The organism is Micromonospora sp. NPDC047134 (assembly GCF_040643455.1).
Lineage (GTDB): Bacteria > Actinomycetota > Actinomycetes > Mycobacteriales > Micromonosporaceae > Micromonospora.
The window spans coordinates 49,212-66,536 of the sequence record NZ_JBEYUI010000021.1; the positions used below are offsets into that span (position 1 = coordinate 49,212).

A 17,325-nucleotide genomic window follows, 5' to 3' on the forward strand; every position below is an offset into this window, starting at 1 on the left:
TGTCGACCGGTCCATGACCTGTGCTACCTCATCGGGCCCATCCCGGGCGAAATCGCTGGAGGGAAACATGCTAAGACGAATGCTCGTTGCCACAGCCGTAGCGCTCGGGGCCGCGCTGGTTGTGCCGGCGCCGGCAGTCGCCGCCGCTGAACAAGACAACAAGACGCCGCTCTCACTGTACGAGATCGTCGAAAAGCGCTCCGCTGACGCCCGCGCGATGCGCGCCTCAGTGGCTGTCAGCGAGAACACCCTGTACGCGTTGACGCCCAAACGTGACGCGATCTGGATGTTCGACGGTCAGAGCTGGTCGCAGATCGGCGGCCCAGCGGCCGAAATCCACGCCGGCGGCGGTTACGTCTACGCGACGAGCCCGACGACCGGCAAACTCTCCTGGTACGACCACGCGACGGCCACGTGGCTCGAGATCGGGGGCCCCTACGATCAGTACGCCGTGGACGACGTCGGAATCATCCAGGGGCTCGACAGCACCGGCATCTTCGAGTGGTGGGGCGGCGACGACTGGCGCAAGATCGGTGGCCCGGCGTCCTCGATCAGGTCCGGCGGCGTCGGCCTGCTCATCGCAACGAGCCTCACGACCAATGAACCCTACATCTACACGGGCCTGCCCTTCCTACCCTGGAACAGGATCGGTGGCCCCGGCGACGACTTCGTCATCACCAACGTCGGTTACGTCTACGGACAGAACAAGAGCGGGATCTACGCGTGGCGCGGCAACCTCGACTGGATCAAGGTGGGCGGCCCCGCCAAGAAGATGTACACCGGTGGGTACATGGTCGCCACGAGTCCGCACAACGGTGACGTCTACCGCTTCTTCGACGCCGAACTCCACTGGGAATACGCGGGAGGCCCTGGCGATCTGTTCTCCGTCGCCAACGACGGCACCCTGTACGGCCTGAACAAGAGCGGCATCTGGCGCAAGGTCCCTGGAGGCAGCGGCTGGACCAAGGTGGGCGGCCCTGCCGCCACCTTCGCCGTATAAGTCTCCGGCGATCCGAAGCCCCGGTGGTAGCCAACCGCCGGGGCTTCCCCATCAGCCCTACTCGATGAAATGCCCGATCACGAGGCAGCGAGACGGTGCCGGCGGCCCCGGGAAGACGGGCATCGGCAGCACACCGAGCGAGCCCCGGTCCATCACGTGGACGCTGCCGCCGGTACAGCCGCCGCACGAGAAGCTGCACACCGAACCGAACTCGTAGCGACCGCCGGACGGTCAGGAGCGCGAACTCTCGATCGGCACGGAGGCGGCGCCCTCGCGCCGCAACGCCTCGATCCGCGCCGTGGAGTAGCCCAGCTCACGCAACACAGCTTCCGTGTGCTCCCCCAGCTCGGGCACCGGGCCCATAGGCAGCTCAACTCCCGCGACCGTGAACGGCGGGAGCAACCCGCGCACGGCCCCTGAGGGCGTGTCCACCTGCCGCCAGCGGTCCCGCGCGGCCAGCTGCGGATGCGCCAGCACGTCCCCGATGTCGTTGACCCGACCGGTCGCGACTCCGACGGCGTCAAGGCACGCGACGAGCCGGTCGGCGGGCAGCCGCACGGTGTGCGCGGCGACCAGGGCGTCCACCGTCTCGCGGTGGTGCACACGCGCGACGTTCGTCGCCCACTCCGGATCGGTTGCCAGGTCGGGCCTGCCGAGAAAGTCCTCGGCGAACCGCGCCCACTCCCGGTCGTTCTGAACCCCGATCACGACGTCGACACCGTCCTGAGCGGGAAACGCGCCGTAGGGCACCACGCTGGGATGGGCAAGGCCCATCCTGGGCGGGGACTGCCCGGTCCCCTGGGTGTGGTAGAGCTGGTAGCCCATCCACTCGACGGTCGCCTCAAGCATCGAGATCTCGATGCCGGCGCCCTGCCCACTCACCGCCCGGCCCACCAGCGCGGCCAGGGTCGCGGTGAGTGCGTACATGCCCGCCGCGATGTCGGAGGCCGGCAGCCCCGCCTTCGTCCTGCTGTTCTCGGCGCCGGTGGCGGAGACCAGCCCGGCCTCGCACTGGATGAGCATGTCGTAGGCGCGCCGGTCCCGGTAGGGGCCGCTGACGCCGTACCCGGACATGTCGACCGTCACCAGTCGGGAGTGCCTGGCCCGCAGGTCGGCGGCGCCGAGGCCGAGCCGGCTGGCCGAACCCGGCGCGAGGTTCTGCAGGAACACGTCGGCCGTGGCGACGAGATCTGCGACGACCTGGCGGCCGCCGGGTGACTTCAGGTCCAGCGCCACCGACTCCTTGCCCCGGTTGAGCCAGACGAAGTGACTCGCCATTCCGTTGACGCTGGTGTCGTAGCCACGCGCGAAGTCACCGCCGTCCGGCCGCTCCACCTTGAGCACGCGGGCACCGAGGTCGGCGAGATGGCGCGTTGCGAGCGGCGCGGCCACCGCCTGTTCCAGCGCAACGACCGTGACGCCGGACAGTGGCAGGTCCACGCTGCCGGGTCGTTCGCTCTTCGGCACGGCAGGTCACCTCGTCTCTGGATCGAGCGCGACCGGGAGCGTGCTCATCCCGTACTTGTTGGGGTGGCGGTCCACGGTGAACCGGTCCGAGTCGGCTGAGACGGCCGGATCGCGGTTGCCGTCCACCTCGACGTCCTCGGTCGCTATCCGGCTTCCGTGCGGCGACGGGTCGGTCCAGCGCAGCGCCTCGTCGGCCGCGGTCGGCGGATCAGCCTCGCCCGCCTTGAGCGCCCGCCCAGGCACGGGGTGCTCGATCAACGTGGGAAGGCCACTGGCGATCGCGTGCCTGCCCGTCTCGTCGCCGCCGATGATCAGGCCGCAGCAGTTGGCCGGTACGTCGCGGTCGGTGAGCGGCGCGCCGCCGACCTGGCAGTTGGTGAAGCGGTCCTTGTCGCGGTAGACAACCATCGCCTCGGCATTGCGTGTGATCAGCCAGGACCCGGGCTGGTCTGTACGCTCCGGTCGCCGATGCAGTGCGGGCCGCGCACGCAGGTGGGGCCACAACGGTGCCGAGTCCCGCTTGGCGTGCAGCCGGGGGTCGGCGGGGTCTGACGAGTCGAGCTCTTCGGAGCTGACGGCGGTGCGGGTCATGGTCCGGGCCTTTCGCGACGGTAAGTGGGACAGCGCGGTGTAGATGTCGCCCGGCGGTCGCGGCCAGCACGGGTTCCCGAGCGGTGCCCACGCGGTCAACCCGATCTCGGTCGCGCGCCGCGGGCCGCGTTCGGCCAGGGCGGCAGCACCGGCGTGTTCCCCGACGACAATCACGACCTCCGCACCGACCACACCCTCTCTCTCCCGAGCATCGTGATCGCCAGGCTGGCCCACCGATTACCCATCCCCCAAGCTCTGGGCTCGAGCCGCCGTTTCAATCTCGTGAGGCCGCCGCCAGGCCATGTAACGGGCAGCGGTGGTGCGGGCATCCCCACCTTGACAGTCGCACCCCTTGCCCGAAAGAGAGATCGTTACGAGTGGCGAGCGCGATCCTGGCGGCCGCACCGAGCCGTAGGGACACCGATCCAATGGTCAGGACTTGCGCTGCGCGACCCAGAGGCCGTCCCGGACCGGCACGATCACACCGGCGAAGTCGGGGTCGTGGGCCAGTACGTCGTTCATGCGCCGCACGCCTGCCAGCTCGTTGGAGGGCTCGTCGACGTCGCCCGCGACGACACCGCCACCGCAGAAGGCGTTGTCGATCATGAGAATGCCGTTCACCTCGAGGTGCGACTTGGTGAGCCGCAGCAGCTCGGTCGCGAGCTTGGGGTCATTGCCAAAGTACCGGTGCTTCATGACGTCCTGGAAGATCAGGTCGTAGACGCCGAGGCTCGGCAGCAGCTCGAACAGGTCGCCGACGATGATCTCGACCCGGTCGGCGAACCCGGCGCGGTCGATGAATTCCGCCGCGCGTGCCGCACGCTCCGGGTCCAGCTCAATGCTGGTGACCTTGCCGCCTTCAGGCAGTGCGTGCGCGAGCCACAGTGCCGAGTAGCCGATCGCCGTGCCCAACTCGAGCACCCTCATAGCCCGCTCGCCGCACAGCGTGGCGAGCATCTGGACGATCGTGCCCTCCAGCCGGCCGATGATCGGGATGCCCTCACTCTCCGCAATTGTCTCGATTTCCGTCATGACGGCCTCGAGGCGTGGGGGCAGCTTCGCCGCACGCACCAGAGTGGTGGCGAAGACCTCCCTTGGGTCGGTGCTGTCCTGCGGGACGATGGGCAGCGAAGTGTCAATCATGGGCTCATCTCTTCCTACTAGTGCGTGTCGTCGTCTTTGGAATCAGTGGAAACGTACGAGTCAGTGATTCGGCCCCGCGCTCTCCGGGAGTTGGCGCACCTGGAGCTTGTCCAGCACGGCAGGCAAGGCCTCGGGAACCAGGGACGCGGTCCGCCAGGCGACGATCCCGTCAGGCCGGATGAGGCTGGCCCCGGACTCACCGATCCCGTAGCGGGTAACGAGATGCCTGTCAGGGTCGGTTTCCTCGAAGTCGGTGCCGACCACGACGGTGTCGACCCGGGCGTCCGCCCCCCGCCATCTCTCGTCCGCGGCGATCAACATCCACTCACCGAACATGTCTACTGTGGACATTCGGGATCCAGCGCGGGTGATCCAGACGTGGGGCGCCCGGAATCCCGGACGCCCACTGGGGCGCAACGGATCCTCGACGGTGGCTGGATCCGTGTCGTCGATCAGGACGGCTCCCGACCGGTACCGGAACCCGAGAAGCACCTCGGAGTAACCGACGCCGGCTGGAGTCTTGTCGATCAGGTGCGGCGCCATCCGGTTCGCGTAAACAGACATCGACTCGTCAACCACCAGGTGCGCCACCAACTTGCGTTCCGGTTCGTAGCTGTCCAACAACCCGGGGTCCGCCGTGCCCTTCACCACCGCGGCCAGCTTCCAGGCGATGTCGTAGCCGTCGCCGATCGCGGTGTTGCCGCCGAGCCCGCCGGTCGGAGGCGTGACCTTCGCGGAGTCCCCGACGAGGAAGACGCGGCCGTCCCGCCAGCGGTCAGCGATGTAGGCGGCCATCTCCCACTGCTGGATGTTCAGCAGCTTCGGCTCAAGGTCCGGCATGTTGACCGCGAGCCGGATCAGCTCGACACAGCGGGCCGGCGGGAAGTCCTCGGGCGACTCGCTCCGGTCGGGCGAGTACTCGACAAAAAACGTGTGCCGGTTCGGTTTGTCAGTCGGACCGAAGGTCCCGGTGAACGCCGGGTTCTGCAGGTAGTACCACCCGACCGAGCCCGGCGGCAGCACGGCGGACAGATCGGCCTCGAAAATGACCCCGACGAAGTGCGACAACACCCCCTGCCCATACCGGGAGATGCCGAGTCGCTCACGAACGGGGCTGTCCGGACCGTCCGCGGCAACCAGGTAATCCGCGTGCACGACGGACTCCTTGCCGGTCGTCACGTCACGCACCACAGCGTTGACACCCGACGGGCCCTGCTCGAACGACACCAGCTCCGTGCGGTACCGGGCGACAGCGCCGTACTTCTCCGCCTGGGCCAGCAGAATCGGCTCCAGCTGGTCCTGTGCGAGAAAACCCCAGCCCTGCGGTGTACACGGCGCGGTCGCGGCAATCATGTCGTCGACGCTCTCGGCAAAGGTGTGCAACACCTTGCCGCCGACGCTTTCTGCGACCCTGATAGTGAAGTCGCCGTGCTGGCCGCGAAGGTCATTGGCCTGCTTGACCTGGTCGAGCACACCGCCGATTCGCAGCAGCTCCATGGTGCGCGGGTTCTGTCCGGCCGCCTTCGGATAGATCGAGGTGCCCGGGTGCTTCTCTACGATCAGGGTGCGAACCCCTCGCTTCGCGAGGAACATCGCCGCCGACAGCCCACCGAGTCCCGCACCGACGACGAGAACCTCCGCCGTGTCCGTCATGTCTCCTCCTGGCTAGTCAGTACGCCGACGAACAGTCCGCGGCCCGCGTGAAGTCCCTCGATGTAGTCGACAGTGAAACCAGCGGCGGCGAAGGCGGTCTCGTACTGCTGGCGGGTGAACAGGGTGATCCGGTGGTTCTCGACGAAGTGCCGGGCACCTGCCGCCGCGTCCGCCACGACGTAGTGCACGTTCATCCGGGACGCGCTGCCTTCCAACTTCGAGTGCGACACCCGGGAGATCGTCGTGCCGTCCACCTCGATCACCGTGCCGGAGACGTAGCCGTCGACGTAGTTCTCCAAGAACCACCATGGATCGACGGCGACGACGCCGCCAGGGGCCAGGTGCTTGGCGAACTGGGTCAGCGTGGTGCTCAGCTCCCCGGTGTCGGCCAGGTAGCCGATCGATCCGAACATGCAGCTGATCGCATCGAAAGTCCTGCCGAGCGCGAACTCACGCATGTCGCCGAGGTGCAGCACCGCCTGCGGCACGGCGGCCTTGGCGATTCGCAAGAACGGCTCGGAGATCTCCAATCCCTCGACATGGTCGAAGAGGGTGGCGAACGCCCGCAGATGTGACCCGGTGCCACAGGCGATGTCCAGTAGCGACGAGGCGGCCGGTTTGCGAGCCCTTACCTGCCTCGCCACCTCCTCCGCCTCCGCGAGGTAATTCTTGCCTCGGCCACGGTGGATGAGTTCGAACACCTCGGCGAGCTCGGCTCCGTACATAGGAAATCCTCCTACCGGAAGTACGATGCGTGGTCGGCCACCCACTCGGCGAAGGTGCGCGCGGGTACGCCGGTGACCTGTTGGACCGCCGTGGTGACGGGATCGGGGTTGGTGACGGCGATGGCGAAGTAGCCGAGGATCATCCGCACCGAGTCCTCCGGCAGGTATTGGATCATCTCTGCGTGCTTTTCCTCCGGCGTCATCTCCTCGAACCGGATGTCGCGACCGATCTGGTCCGCGATGGTGCGTACCTGCTCGACCTGGGTGATCGCCTCCGGCCCGGTGATGGTGTACCGGCCGCCGGCGTGCCCGTCCTCCAGCAGGGCGGTGACGGCGACGGCGGCGATGTCCGCTTCGTGGACAAGGGCCTGCGCCGCATTCGGATACGCGGCCCTGACCACCCCCTCGGTCGTGATGGAATGCGCCCAGAACAACGTGTTACTCGCGAACGCGACGGGTCGCAGGAACGTCCATTCGACGTCGCTCTCCGCCACGGCGTTCTCCACCGCCAGGTGGTCGTCGATGCTGTCTCCGGCGATCTCGTACCGCGTGTTGACCGCGTCGGAAGACAGCACGACGATCCTCCGTACCCCGGCACGCACCGCGATGTCGACGCACTCCTTGGCAGTGTCGGGCACCGGGAACAGATACATCCGGTCCACGCCGGTCAGTGCGGGCCGCAGCGAGTCCGGCCTCAGCAGATCACCGTTGACCACCTCGACGTCGGCCGGAAGACTGGCTGCGGGATTCCGGGACAGCGCCCGGACATTCGCGCCTCTGGCCAGCAACTGGTCGACGACGTGCCGGCCAACCGTTCCGGTCGCCCCGGTCACCAGGATCGTCACTTCATGCCCTCCTCGGAAGTGGCCGGCGGGTACATCCATGTCATCGGATGGATGTCACGGGGAATCCAGGCTGCAGAGGCCTGCTCGGCGTTCACGCTCTTCTCGACGAAGGCGATGTTGTGGTAGAAGTGCAGGCCGCCGATCATCCTGTCCTTTGCGGATGAGGTGCCGCCGGTGTACTCCTGGTGATGCAGCGAGTCCACCAGCGTCTTGAGGAATCCCAGCGACGTGCCGGGATCGTCGAGGTCGGTGGTGCCGCCGTTCCAGCCCGGCCAGTACGAGGTCTGCAGGTCTTCGATCACGTACAGGCCCCCGGGACGCAACAGCGGGAACAGGGTCTGAAAGGAGAGGATCACGTCGGCGCTGAGGTGGCTGCCGTCGTCGATGACGATGTCGAGTGGGCCGATCCGGCCGGCGAGCTCGGTGAGGAACCCCGCGTCCGCCTGGGATCCCTTGATCGTCCGTAATCGCGGCTCGTCAAGGCTCGACTTGTCGAAGAGGTCGAGGCCGTGGATCAGGCCACGGCGGAAGTAGTACTTCCACATCCGCAGCGACTCGCCGCCCTGGTCCGGGGCGTCGTACCCGCCGACACCGATTTCAAGCAGCCGTACCCTGCGGTTTCGGTACTGCTCGAAATGCCGGCCGTAGTGCGGGGTGTACCAGTGATCGGCCCACTTGTCCGACCCAAAGCGCAGGGCCAACGTGTCCAGGTCTAGCCGTTCCGGCGAGCACGCCTTGAGCATTTGGTGCAGGGCCACGGCCGCTGCCCGCCGCTCCGCCAGCACGGCACCCGGGTCGATGGTCTGCGGCGCTGGGCCTTCCATCAGCTCGACCTCACGGGTGGCGTGTTCACCGCCGTCCGGTCCGAACACGGCCCTGACGAGCTCGCTGAGTTCCTGACGTACCGTGGCGGGAGGGTCCGGTAACCACCCTGGTTCCACTGTGGGAATGCCGGGGCCGAGGGTGACCAGGTAGCCGAGCCGCTCGTCCGCCATTCCGAGGTCGAACTGGACGGTGACCGGGGAGTCCGGACCGTCGAACAGCGCAGCTCGCGACACCACCTCGGTCAGCACGGACAGGGCGTCCGCGGCGCTGACCGCAGCCCTCGTGTCCTCCTCGACCCCGTCCGCGAACCTCAGCAGCTTCTCCACCGTTCTCCCCTCCGAGGTCGTACGGCCGATGTTTGCCGGGTTGACTCGGAAACCATTTGAGAACCGGTAGGTGCGGCTGTTGCGAGCGGGATTCGATCCGGGCGGAGAAGGGTGGGGTGCCGACGGTGTTCGACCAGTGGCAAGCAATCAGGAGGAAAAATGACGATCTTGGTGACCGGTGCGACCGGGAGCGTCGGCCGCAAGGTAATCGACCAGCTGATGGCGGCGAACGAACACGTGCGGGCTTCCAGCCGTAACCCCGCCACCGCGGGACTGCCTGCCGGCGTCGAGGTGATTGCGGGTGATCTCGGCCGGCTGGAGACGTTGCCCGCCCTGTTCGACGGCGTCGAGAAGATGTACCTGATCTCGATCAACGGTGACCGCGTGCTGGACGCTCCCGATGAGGTGATCGACCTCGCCAAGCAGGCAGGGGTGCGGCGGGTCGTGTCGCTGTCGTCCTCCGGCCGGCCGTACTTTTCGGTGGAGCAGGCGATCGAGGCATCCGGTCTGGAGTGGACCCATGTGCGGCCCGGTGAGTTCGCCACGACAAAGATCGACGTGTGGGCGCCGACCATTCGTGCGGAAGGCGTTGCGCGCAGTGCCTACCTCGACGTGCCCACCGTCCCCATCCACGAGGCGGACATCGCCAGCGTGGTGGTCACCTCGCTGATCGAGGACGGCCACGCCGGCCGGATCTACGAGCTGACGGGCCCGGTGCAGATCACGCAGCGCGAACAGATCCAGGCCATCGGCGAGGCGATTGGCAAGCGGATTGTCATCGAGGAGCTCAGCCCGGCCGAGGCCCGAGCGAACATGATCCGGGAAGGCTGGCCGGAGATTATCGCTGACCACATCCTCGGCTACTTCGTCGAGTGGGAGCTGGAGCCACCGGTGGCCACCACGACCGTCCTCGACGTCACCGGCAGGCCGGGCCGCACGTTCGCCGAGTGGGCGGTCGACCACGCGGACGACTTCCGCTGATCTTGTTTTTTCGTCAGCAGTCGATCACGGGACGGCGTGTCTTTGATCGTCCGGGTGATGGTTTCGGGTGGCGAGCATGATGATGTCCCGACGCGTTGGTCGGGGTCCACAGCAGCCCGGCGACGCCCCAACCATCAGCAGTGGTATCGATCTTCGGACGTGACCCGGTGGCCTTCACCCTGAAAAGTGCCCTCCGTGACGGGATGGAACAGGACCCTCGACAAGTCCTACCTTCCCAGACCAGAGGGCACATTCACGTTCTCGGCGCGCCGCCTCCAGTCACCCTTCAAGAAGGCGCGAGGCCAACAAGCTCGGCAAGGACCTCTTCGGGACGCCGGCAAACGGTCCTACAATCGAATTCGACCGGGCAAGGCGAATGTCGCTGTCGCTGACATTCGATGCAGCGATCCCAGTTCCGACCTCGTACGCAGACCATTCGACCGGGTCTACCGGCATACGCACAGGATGCCTCTGACCTGCATGTATACCGAGGTCCTGATAGTATTTTTCCGGCGTTGTCAAGCCCATCCCCACATAAATTTCTATGTGCGAGCCGCTAAGGTTCCGGTGTACGGTGTAGGCACTTTGAGCCCTTGCCGAATATTCGGATCCCGGGCCAGGGAGACCCGCTGGTAGCCGCCACGCTGGCAGCTGCCCGGATATTCGAGTTGACGACCACCTTTATGAGGAGTGAACGTGGAATCGCAGTCAGCTTTGGCAATAGAGACCGAAGAGCTGACCAAGCTCTTCGGCAAGGTCCGCGCGGTGGACGGGGTGAACCTGGCCGTGCCGCCCGGCATGGTCTACGGCTTCCTCGGCCCCAACGGCGCCGGCAAGACCACCACGATCCGCACCCTCGCCACCCTGCTCAAGCCGGACGGCGGTAGGGCACGGGTGTTCGGGCGCGACGTGATGAAGGAGGCCGAGGAAGTTCGTAAGCTGATCAGCCTGACCGGCCAGTTCGCCTCGGTCGACGACGCACTTACCGGCGCCGAGAACCTCGTGATGGTGGCCCGCCTACTCGGCCACTCATGGTCGGGGTCCCGCAAGCGGGCAGCCGAGCTACTCGAGGCATTCGGGATCGAGTACGCCGCCGACCGGCTGGTGAAGACATATTCAGGCGGCATGCGGCGCCGGCTGGACATCGCGGCGAGCATCATCGTCTCACCCAAGCTGCTGTTCCTCGACGAACCGAGCGCAGGGCTCGATCCCCACGCACGCAACCAGGTCTGGGAGGCCGTCCGGGCGCTGGTGACGGTCGGCACCACGGTCCTGCTGACCACGCAGCAGCTGGATGAGGCCGACTCGCTAGCCGACCGGATCGCGGTCATCGACCACGGCAAGATCATCGCTGAGGGCAGCCCGAGCGAGCTGAAGGCCTCGGTCGGCAACGGCGCGGTGCACGTGCGGTTGTTCGACGCCGAAGAACGGACCCGCGCCGGCGAACTGCTCGGCAAGGCGTTCGACGCGCCGGTCGAGTTCGACCGCGACCCGGTGGTTCTTTCGGTCCGGGCGAACGACCCGGAGCAGGTCGCACATGCGCTGATCGGTCTGTCGAGGGCCGGCATCCGGATCACCGAGTACTCACTCGGCCAGCCGAGCCTCGACGAGGTTTTCCTGGCCCTCACCGGCCACAAGGTCGACGCCGACCACAGCCCGGCCGCTGACCCAACCTCGTCCGAGGACGGCAAGGAGAAGGAGCACGTCGGATGAGTGCTCCCGCCAAGCACAGCGCAGCCAGCACGTTCAGCCCGTCCGAGGACGGCAGAAAGAAAGGGTACCTAGCATGAGCGCCGCCACGGACGAAACCATCACCGAGCCCCGGCCCATCGCCGAGAATGTTCTGCGTGGGGCACTGGCGGTCCAGCGCAGGCCGTCGCGTCCCGGCCCGCTGTCCGCCTCTCTCACCTTCCTGTGGCGGGCTGCCGCCACCTTCCGGCACCATCCGGCGCAGCTGGTCGACATGATCCTGTTCCCGTTCATCTTCCTGCTGGTGTTCACCAACCTGTTCGGCGGCGCGATCGGCGGCTCGACCAGGGACTACCTGCAGTTCTTCCTGCCGGGCATCCTGGTCCAGACCGTGGTGATGATGTCGGTGTACACGGGGACCGCCCTGAACACCGACATCACCAAGGGAATCTTCGACCGGTTCCGCACCCTGCCGTTCTGGCAGCCGGCCACCATCGTCGGCAGCCTGCTGGCGGACATGGGGCGCTACCTCGTCGCGCTGACCCTGACGATCACGTGCGGCGTCCTGCTGGGCTTCCGGCCGGAGAGCGTGCTCGGCTCGATTGCGGCGGTGGGGATGCTGATCGTCTTCGCCTTCGGCGTAAGCTGGATCTTCACTACCATCGGCGTGGTTGCCAAGGCGCCGGAAACGGTCGCCTCGACCAGCATGATCGTGGTGTACCCCTTGGTCTTCGCCAGCAACATCTTCGTGCCGACCGAGTCGATGCCGGGCTGGATGCAGGCGGTCGCGAATGCCAACCCGATGAGCCACGCGGCCACCGCCGCCCGCGGCCTGATGCACGGCACCGTCACCGCTGAGCAGCTCGCCTGGGCATTCGGGCTCTCCGCGGCGCTGATCGCGATCTTCGCTCCACTGACCATGCTGGCCTACCGCAAGCGCAAGGACCGCTAAAACACGGCTTCGCCGCATCGATGAGGGCATCGGTACGGCGAGAGTCCGTTCAGCCCCCTACCGGGCGCTGTCCTTGTAGATGACGTTGGTCAAAACCTTCTTCAACAGGTCCCAGATACGGGTTGACGTGCTTGAAAGCCAGCATGCCCTGAGAGGCGCGCTTGGGTCACTGGATGTCCCAAGCGCGCCTTTTCAGCGGAACGCGGGCAAGCCGGTGACCGCGTGGCCGATGCTGAGCGTGTGAACCTCCTCGGTGCCCTCGACGGTGGTAACAGCCTCCAGGTTGGCCATGTGCCGCATCACCGGGTAGTCGAGAGTGATCCCGTTGGCGCCAAGCATGCCGCGTGCGATGCGGGCGACCTCGATCGCCGACCGCGCGTTGGCGAGCTTGCCGAGGCTGATCTGCACAGGCGTCAGTCGTCCCGCCTGCTTGAGGCTGGTCAGCCGCAGCGCCGTCATCCCGGCGTGGGTGACCGCGACCGCCATATCCGCGAGCTTGCGCTGGGAGAGCTGGTAGGAGGCCAGCGGCCGGCCGAACTGCTCGCGACCGCCCACGTAGTCGAGCGCGCTGGCGTAGCAGGAGCGGGCGGCGCCGACCACGCCCCACACGATGCCGAAGCGGGCCTCGTTCAGGCACGACAGCACACTTTTCAGTCCGCGTGCTCCGGGAAGCAGCGCGGAGGACGGCACCCGGACGTCGTCGAGCACGATGGTAGCCGTGTTCGAGGCACGCAACGACAGCTTGCCGGTGATCTCGCGTGCGGTGAACCCCGGCGCGTCGGTGGGCACCAGGAACCCGAGGATGCCCTCCTCCGCACGCGCCCAGATCACCGCGACGTCGGCGATGGCACCGTTGTTGATCCACGTCTTGGTGCCGGACAGCACCCAGTCGACGCCGTCGCGGCGGGCGGACGTGCGCATCGACCCCGGGTCGGAGCCGGCTTCCGGCTCGGTGAGGCCGAAACACCCGAGCACCTCGCCCGTGGCCATCGCCGGCAGCCATGCCTGCCGCTGCTCTTCGCTACCGTAGCGGTGGATCGCGAACATGGCGAGGCAGCCCTGGACCGACACGAAGCTGCGCAGCCCCGAGTCCACCGCCTCGAGCTCGCGGCAGGCGACGCCGTAGGCGCCTGCCGAGAGCCCGGGGCACCCGTACCCGTTCAGTTGCATGCCGAACAGGCCGAGCGCGCCGAGCCCCTTCGCCACGTCGCGGGGCAGCGTCCCGCGTTCGTACCAGTCGGCGATCCGCGGTCCCAGTTCGGTCGTGGCATAGGCGCGCACGGTGTCACGCGTGTTCCGTGCCTCGTCGCCCAACTCGTCGTCGAGATCGAGCAGATCGTGCTTTTCGAACCTCGCCCCTGTGTTCGCCATTGAAGTCATCTCACGATCACCACTCCATGCATGGGTTCTCTCGGTCGGCCGTCGGCCAGGTCCCGTGCTCGTGTGCCCCGGCAGCCTCCGCCCACCGGCTCGCCAACTGCACGTGGTCCGGCGCCCCGCACTCGTCGTGCATCGCCCGCCTGGCGGTCTCGAGTCCGGACAGACGGGTTCCCCCGATGACTTGGCCTAGCACCGCGTCACGCCGCGGTGCTGGGCCGTCAGGTGTTCCAGCTTCTCGACGGTCTCAACCGGGCTTGGGGTACTCGCCATCGCATCTCGCAGGTTGGCCGCTCCCGTGGCGAACGACGGCTCGGTCAGGACGCGCACGAGTTTCTCCCGCAAGCCTGCCACCGTCAGCTGGAACGACGGGATGTGCAGTCCCGCGCCCAGTTCCTCGAGCCGCTGGGCGCGGTAGATGGCGTCCCACATCCAACCCATCGCGACCTGGGGGACGCCGTAGGCCGCCGCTGTCGCCCACGTTCCCGCGCCGCCGTGGTGGACGATCGCCGAGCAGCTCGGCATGAGCGCGGCCAGGGGGACCCGGTCCACGACCCTGGTGTTGTCCGGGATCTTCCGGACGCCGTCGAGTTCCTTCTCGCCGAGCAGGGCCACCACCTCGATGTCGAGGTCCTCGATTGCGTCGAACAGGTCAGCCACCTTCACCGCGTTGGGGAACTCCGTCTGGCGAATCGTCTCTCCCAGGGTGAAGCACACCCTGGGTCGGTCAGGTGCCTGCCACAGCCATTCGGGGACCACTGCTGGTGTCGGACCGTTGTAGGGCAGATAACGCATCTCGACCGTGGGCAGGCCGAGGGGCAGCCGCACGCCGGCGGGCATCTGGTCGATGGTCCACTGGCCGGTCACGACCTCCTCGTCGAACTCGCAGCCGTGCTGCTCCAGCACGAGCGTCAGCCATTCCGCGAGCGAGTCGTCGTGGCGATCTGGTGACTTCGTCAGATGTTCCAGGAACACCTTGCGCACGCCGTAAAAAATGTCCGGAAAGGACAGGATACGGGCGTGTGCGGCACCGGTCACCCTGGCCGCGACCGCGCCGGCGAAGGTGAACAGCTCCCAGATGACCAGGTCCGGCTTCCAGTGCCTGGCGTATTCCACCAGGTCGTCCACCATGGACTCGTTGTTGATCTGCATGTAGTAGGTCGCGTTCAGCATCGAGTTGGACGCGATGTGGAAGTCGAGGTTCAGCAGCTCCGGTCGGTGTTCGAGGAAGTCGGGGTTGGAATGGAGTGCGTACATGGCGGGGCCCACGTTCTGCAGGACCTCGCGCATCATGGGGTTCGTACCGACCGGTACCGCGGTCAGGCCAGCCGAGGTGATGCTGTTGGTCAAGGCCGGCTGACTCGCCACCCGCACGTCGTGCCCGGCAGTCCGCAGTGCCCAGGCAAGTGGCACCACACCATTGAAATGTGCGTCCATCGCGAAGCATGTGACCAGGACTCGCATTGCCTTCCCCCTCTACCGGTTCGCGACCGGGAACCGCAGGACCCCACGCGTGACCGGGGAACGCATCCGGCGCAGCATTCGTTCGCGTTGCCGCAGGGCCGGCAGGCGGGACGCCAGCGCCTCCACCGCGACCCGGGCCTGCGCCACGGCCATCGGTGCCACGAACGTGTCATAGAGACCACCGGACAGGGCGAGTTGGTCTGCGTCGGACTTCCGCGTGATGTCGAAACGATCCGGGTCCGGGAAGGCCGAGGGATCCCGGTTCGCCGCACCGACGGCCACGACCAGTTGGGTGTCCGCGGGGATCTGGTGCCCGGCAATCTCGACGTCCGTCGTGGCGATCCGGTTCTCCAACTGGATCGGCGGGTCGAACCGGAGAGTCTCCTCGATCGCGCCGCCGGCGAGCCCCGCTTCCCCACGCAACGCCTGCCACTGGTCCGGATGCGCCAGCAGTGCCGCCACCGCGTTGCACGTCAAGGTCACCGCCACCTCGACCCCGGCGACCGCGATCAGCACGGCGGCCGCGAGAACGTCATCCGGGCCGGCGGCCGGCCGGCGGTCGCCGAAGAGCCCTGGTGTACCAAGCAGTTCGCGGACCTCGGCCACTCCGGTCAGCAACGCACGAGCCGTTTTGTACTGCGGCGGGCACAACCCCGCGTCCAGCGCAACCCCAAGACCGGCAACCACACCGGCAAACCGGTCGCGGGTGGCCTCCGCGAGGCCGAGGAGATCGGCGGCCACCGCCACCGCGACTGGCCGGGCGAAGTCCGCCACCAGGTCGAACTCGTCGGGCAGACCGGAGATGACCCGGTGGACAGTCCCCTCTACGGCCAGGTCGCCCAGCACCGGCTGGAACAGGGTGCCGAGCCGCTCATAGTCCGCACGCGGCAGGTTGAGAAAGGCGCCGTCGAGCGGGACGATATGGCATATCTTCGGGTTGTCCCAGATGTCCTGGAACATGTGCTGCTGCGAGGACTCGTCGCCGTTGTGGCGCAACGAGAGTCGCGGGTCGCGGAGGATCTCCCCTGCGAGCGCGTGATGCCCAGTCACCCACGCGCCGGCTTCGCTTCTGTACAGCGGGCCACGGTCGCGCACCTGGGCGCCCAGCACCGCGGGGTCGTCGGTGCCCGCTCGCAGAAGCATCGCGTATGGGTCGCCCTGCGCGCCGAAGACGAACTGGAAACCCCGAACGGTCAGCAGGTGGCGGCCAAAATCACTGTTGGAGACGGTTTTCGCCCCGTTCCCGGGCGCGCCTGCGGTCAGCGTGTACACGGTGTCGGTCGTCGCGGCGGCGTCTGTCCTCGTGGACATTGGTTTCCCTCCCCCTCAGGCGGTGAGTGTGTGCGCGATGATCAGTTCAGCAAGTGGCCCATGCACAGAGGAGGGCAGCGCGTGGCCCATGCCGGGAATCTCCGCGAGCCGGGCACCCGGGATCAGGTCCGCGAGATGCCTGCCGTGCGGCGGTGGTGCGGCCGGGTCGTACGGCGCCTGGATCACCAGGGTCGGCACCTTGACGTCACGCAGTTCCGCGCCGCGACTCAGCGGCGGCAGCCCGACCTGGTAGTGCGTGACCGGTTCCTCCCACGTCCCGGCGTGGTCCATAGCGCGCTCCTCCCAGCGCCGGTACTCCTGCTCGTCGAAGGGAATCCCGTCGCCATTGAGCAGGCGCCACTTGCCGACCTGCTTGGCCAGCATCGACTCCCGGTCCTTTGCTGGTTGCTGCACTGCGGCCAGCATCTCCAGGAAACGTGGCGTCGGCACAGGCAGGCCGTTCACGAGCGGCTCGCCACGGAACGCGGCCTCGATTGCGGCGTCGAAGTCGGTGTCCAGTGCTCCGCCCAGCATCAACGTCAGGCTGCGGACACGGTCGGGGTGGTTGAGCACCATCACCTGCGCCAGCGACATGCCCATCGACATACCGACGACATGCGCGGCCGCGATATCCCAGCCGTCGAGCACCGCGGTCGCGTCGGCGGCCATGTCGTCGTAGGTGTAGGGATACTTCTGATAGTCCCGGCAGGTGGACCGACCGGTGTCCCGGTGGTCGTACCGGATCACGAACAGACCAGCTGCGGCCAACCGCTGAACGAACTCGTCCGGCCAGCCGTACGCGGACAGGTTGCCGCCCGCGATCATCAACAGTGCGGGGTCGGCCGGGTCACCGAAGCCCTGGCTCCACAGCTTCACATCGCCTGCGGAAATGACGCGTTCGGTCATGACTGTTCCGCCTCTGAGGTGCGGTTGAGGAACCCGTGGCTTGACTTCGATCCCGAGGTCGACGCAGGGA

The 17,325-nt window shown here is 67.1% G+C and carries 15 protein-coding genes; 4 read left to right on the forward strand and 11 right to left on the reverse strand.

Translation table 11 applies throughout. From position 1 onward, the window contains the following. Positions 1-79 precede the first annotated feature (79 nt). Positions 80-1,000, forward strand: a complete 921-nt coding sequence (locus ABZ795_RS22745; protein WP_327026574.1) for a hypothetical protein — start codon at positions 80-82, stop codon at positions 998-1,000. Positions 1,001-1,231: 231 nt separating this feature from the next. On the opposite strand, the gene ABZ795_RS22750 is transcribed toward ABZ795_RS22745, so the two are convergent. The 7 genes from ABZ795_RS22750 to ABZ795_RS22780 form a co-directional block, all read right to left on the reverse strand. Continuing rightward, entirely contained in the window at positions 1,232-2,467 is a 1,236-nt protein-coding gene (locus tag ABZ795_RS22750; protein WP_357531792.1) for a CaiB/BaiF CoA-transferase family protein, read from the reverse strand. Between the two features lie 6 nt (positions 2,468-2,473). Beyond that, positions 2,474-3,250, reverse strand: a complete 777-nt coding sequence (locus tag ABZ795_RS22755) for a hypothetical protein (RefSeq protein WP_357531793.1) — start codon at positions 3,248-3,250, stop codon at positions 2,474-2,476. Positions 3,251-3,490: 240 nt separating this feature from the next. Continuing rightward, entirely contained in the window at positions 3,491-4,201 is a 711-nt protein-coding gene (locus tag ABZ795_RS22760) for an O-methyltransferase (RefSeq protein ID WP_327026577.1), read from the reverse strand. Positions 4,202-4,261: 60 nt separating this feature from the next. Further along, positions 4,262-5,854 (reverse strand): aklavinone 12-hydroxylase RdmE, encoded by a 1,593-nt coding sequence (gene rdmE, locus ABZ795_RS22765; RefSeq protein WP_357531794.1) that lies wholly within the window; start codon positions 5,852-5,854, stop codon positions 4,262-4,264. Then, the gene (locus ABZ795_RS22770) at positions 5,851-6,579 is read right to left on the reverse strand and encodes a class I SAM-dependent methyltransferase (protein ID WP_327026579.1); all 729 of its coding nucleotides are present in this window, start codon (positions 6,577-6,579) and stop codon (positions 5,851-5,853) included. The genes rdmE and ABZ795_RS22770 overlap by 4 nt, the downstream gene beginning before the upstream one ends. A gap of 11 nt (positions 6,580-6,590) precedes the next feature. Then, positions 6,591-7,424, reverse strand: coding sequence for an NAD(P)H-binding protein (locus ABZ795_RS22775; RefSeq protein WP_327026580.1), 834 nt, complete (start codon positions 7,422-7,424; stop codon positions 6,591-6,593). Beyond that, positions 7,421-8,575: a class I SAM-dependent methyltransferase gene (locus ABZ795_RS22780; RefSeq protein WP_357531795.1), complete on the reverse strand. Its 1,155-nt coding sequence runs from the start codon at positions 8,573-8,575 to the stop codon at positions 7,421-7,423. The genes ABZ795_RS22775 and ABZ795_RS22780 overlap by 4 nt, the downstream gene beginning before the upstream one ends. 159 nt (positions 8,576-8,734) lie before the next feature. Here ABZ795_RS22780 and ABZ795_RS22785 point away from each other — a divergent pair, with 159 nt between their 5' ends. The 3 genes from ABZ795_RS22785 to ABZ795_RS22795 all read left to right on the forward strand — a co-directional run bounded on the left by ABZ795_RS22785 (position 8,735) and on the right by ABZ795_RS22795 (position 12,197). Further along, positions 8,735-9,556: an NAD(P)H-binding protein gene (locus ABZ795_RS22785; RefSeq protein ID WP_357531796.1), complete on the forward strand. Its 822-nt coding sequence runs from the start codon at positions 8,735-8,737 to the stop codon at positions 9,554-9,556. A 690-nt stretch (positions 9,557-10,246) separates the two neighbouring features. After that, positions 10,247-11,269: an ATP-binding cassette domain-containing protein gene (locus ABZ795_RS22790; RefSeq protein WP_357531797.1), complete on the forward strand. Its 1,023-nt coding sequence runs from the start codon at positions 10,247-10,249 to the stop codon at positions 11,267-11,269. Between the two features lie 73 nt (positions 11,270-11,342). Further along, a complete protein-coding gene (locus tag ABZ795_RS22795) occupies positions 11,343-12,197 on the forward strand; it encodes an ABC transporter permease (protein WP_327026584.1) in 855 nt (284 codons plus the stop codon). Between the two features lie 192 nt (positions 12,198-12,389). On the opposite strand, the gene ABZ795_RS22800 is transcribed toward ABZ795_RS22795, so the two are convergent. The 4 genes from ABZ795_RS22800 to ABZ795_RS22815 form a co-directional block, all read right to left on the reverse strand. Next, positions 12,390-13,577: an acyl-CoA dehydrogenase family protein gene (locus ABZ795_RS22800; RefSeq protein ID WP_327026585.1), complete on the reverse strand. Its 1,188-nt coding sequence runs from the start codon at positions 13,575-13,577 to the stop codon at positions 12,390-12,392. A 186-nt stretch (positions 13,578-13,763) separates the two neighbouring features. Then, the gene (locus ABZ795_RS22805) at positions 13,764-15,038 is read right to left on the reverse strand and encodes an activator-dependent family glycosyltransferase (RefSeq protein ID WP_357531798.1); all 1,275 of its coding nucleotides are present in this window, start codon (positions 15,036-15,038) and stop codon (positions 13,764-13,766) included. Positions 15,039-15,050: 12 nt separating this feature from the next. Continuing rightward, positions 15,051-16,349, reverse strand: a complete 1,299-nt coding sequence (locus ABZ795_RS22810) for a P450-derived glycosyltransferase activator (protein WP_357531799.1) — start codon at positions 16,347-16,349, stop codon at positions 15,051-15,053. Positions 16,350-16,364: 15 nt separating this feature from the next. Then, positions 16,365-17,255 (reverse strand): alpha/beta fold hydrolase, encoded by an 891-nt coding sequence (locus ABZ795_RS22815; protein WP_357531800.1) that lies wholly within the window; start codon positions 17,253-17,255, stop codon positions 16,365-16,367. Between the last annotated feature and the right edge of the window lie 70 nt (positions 17,256-17,325).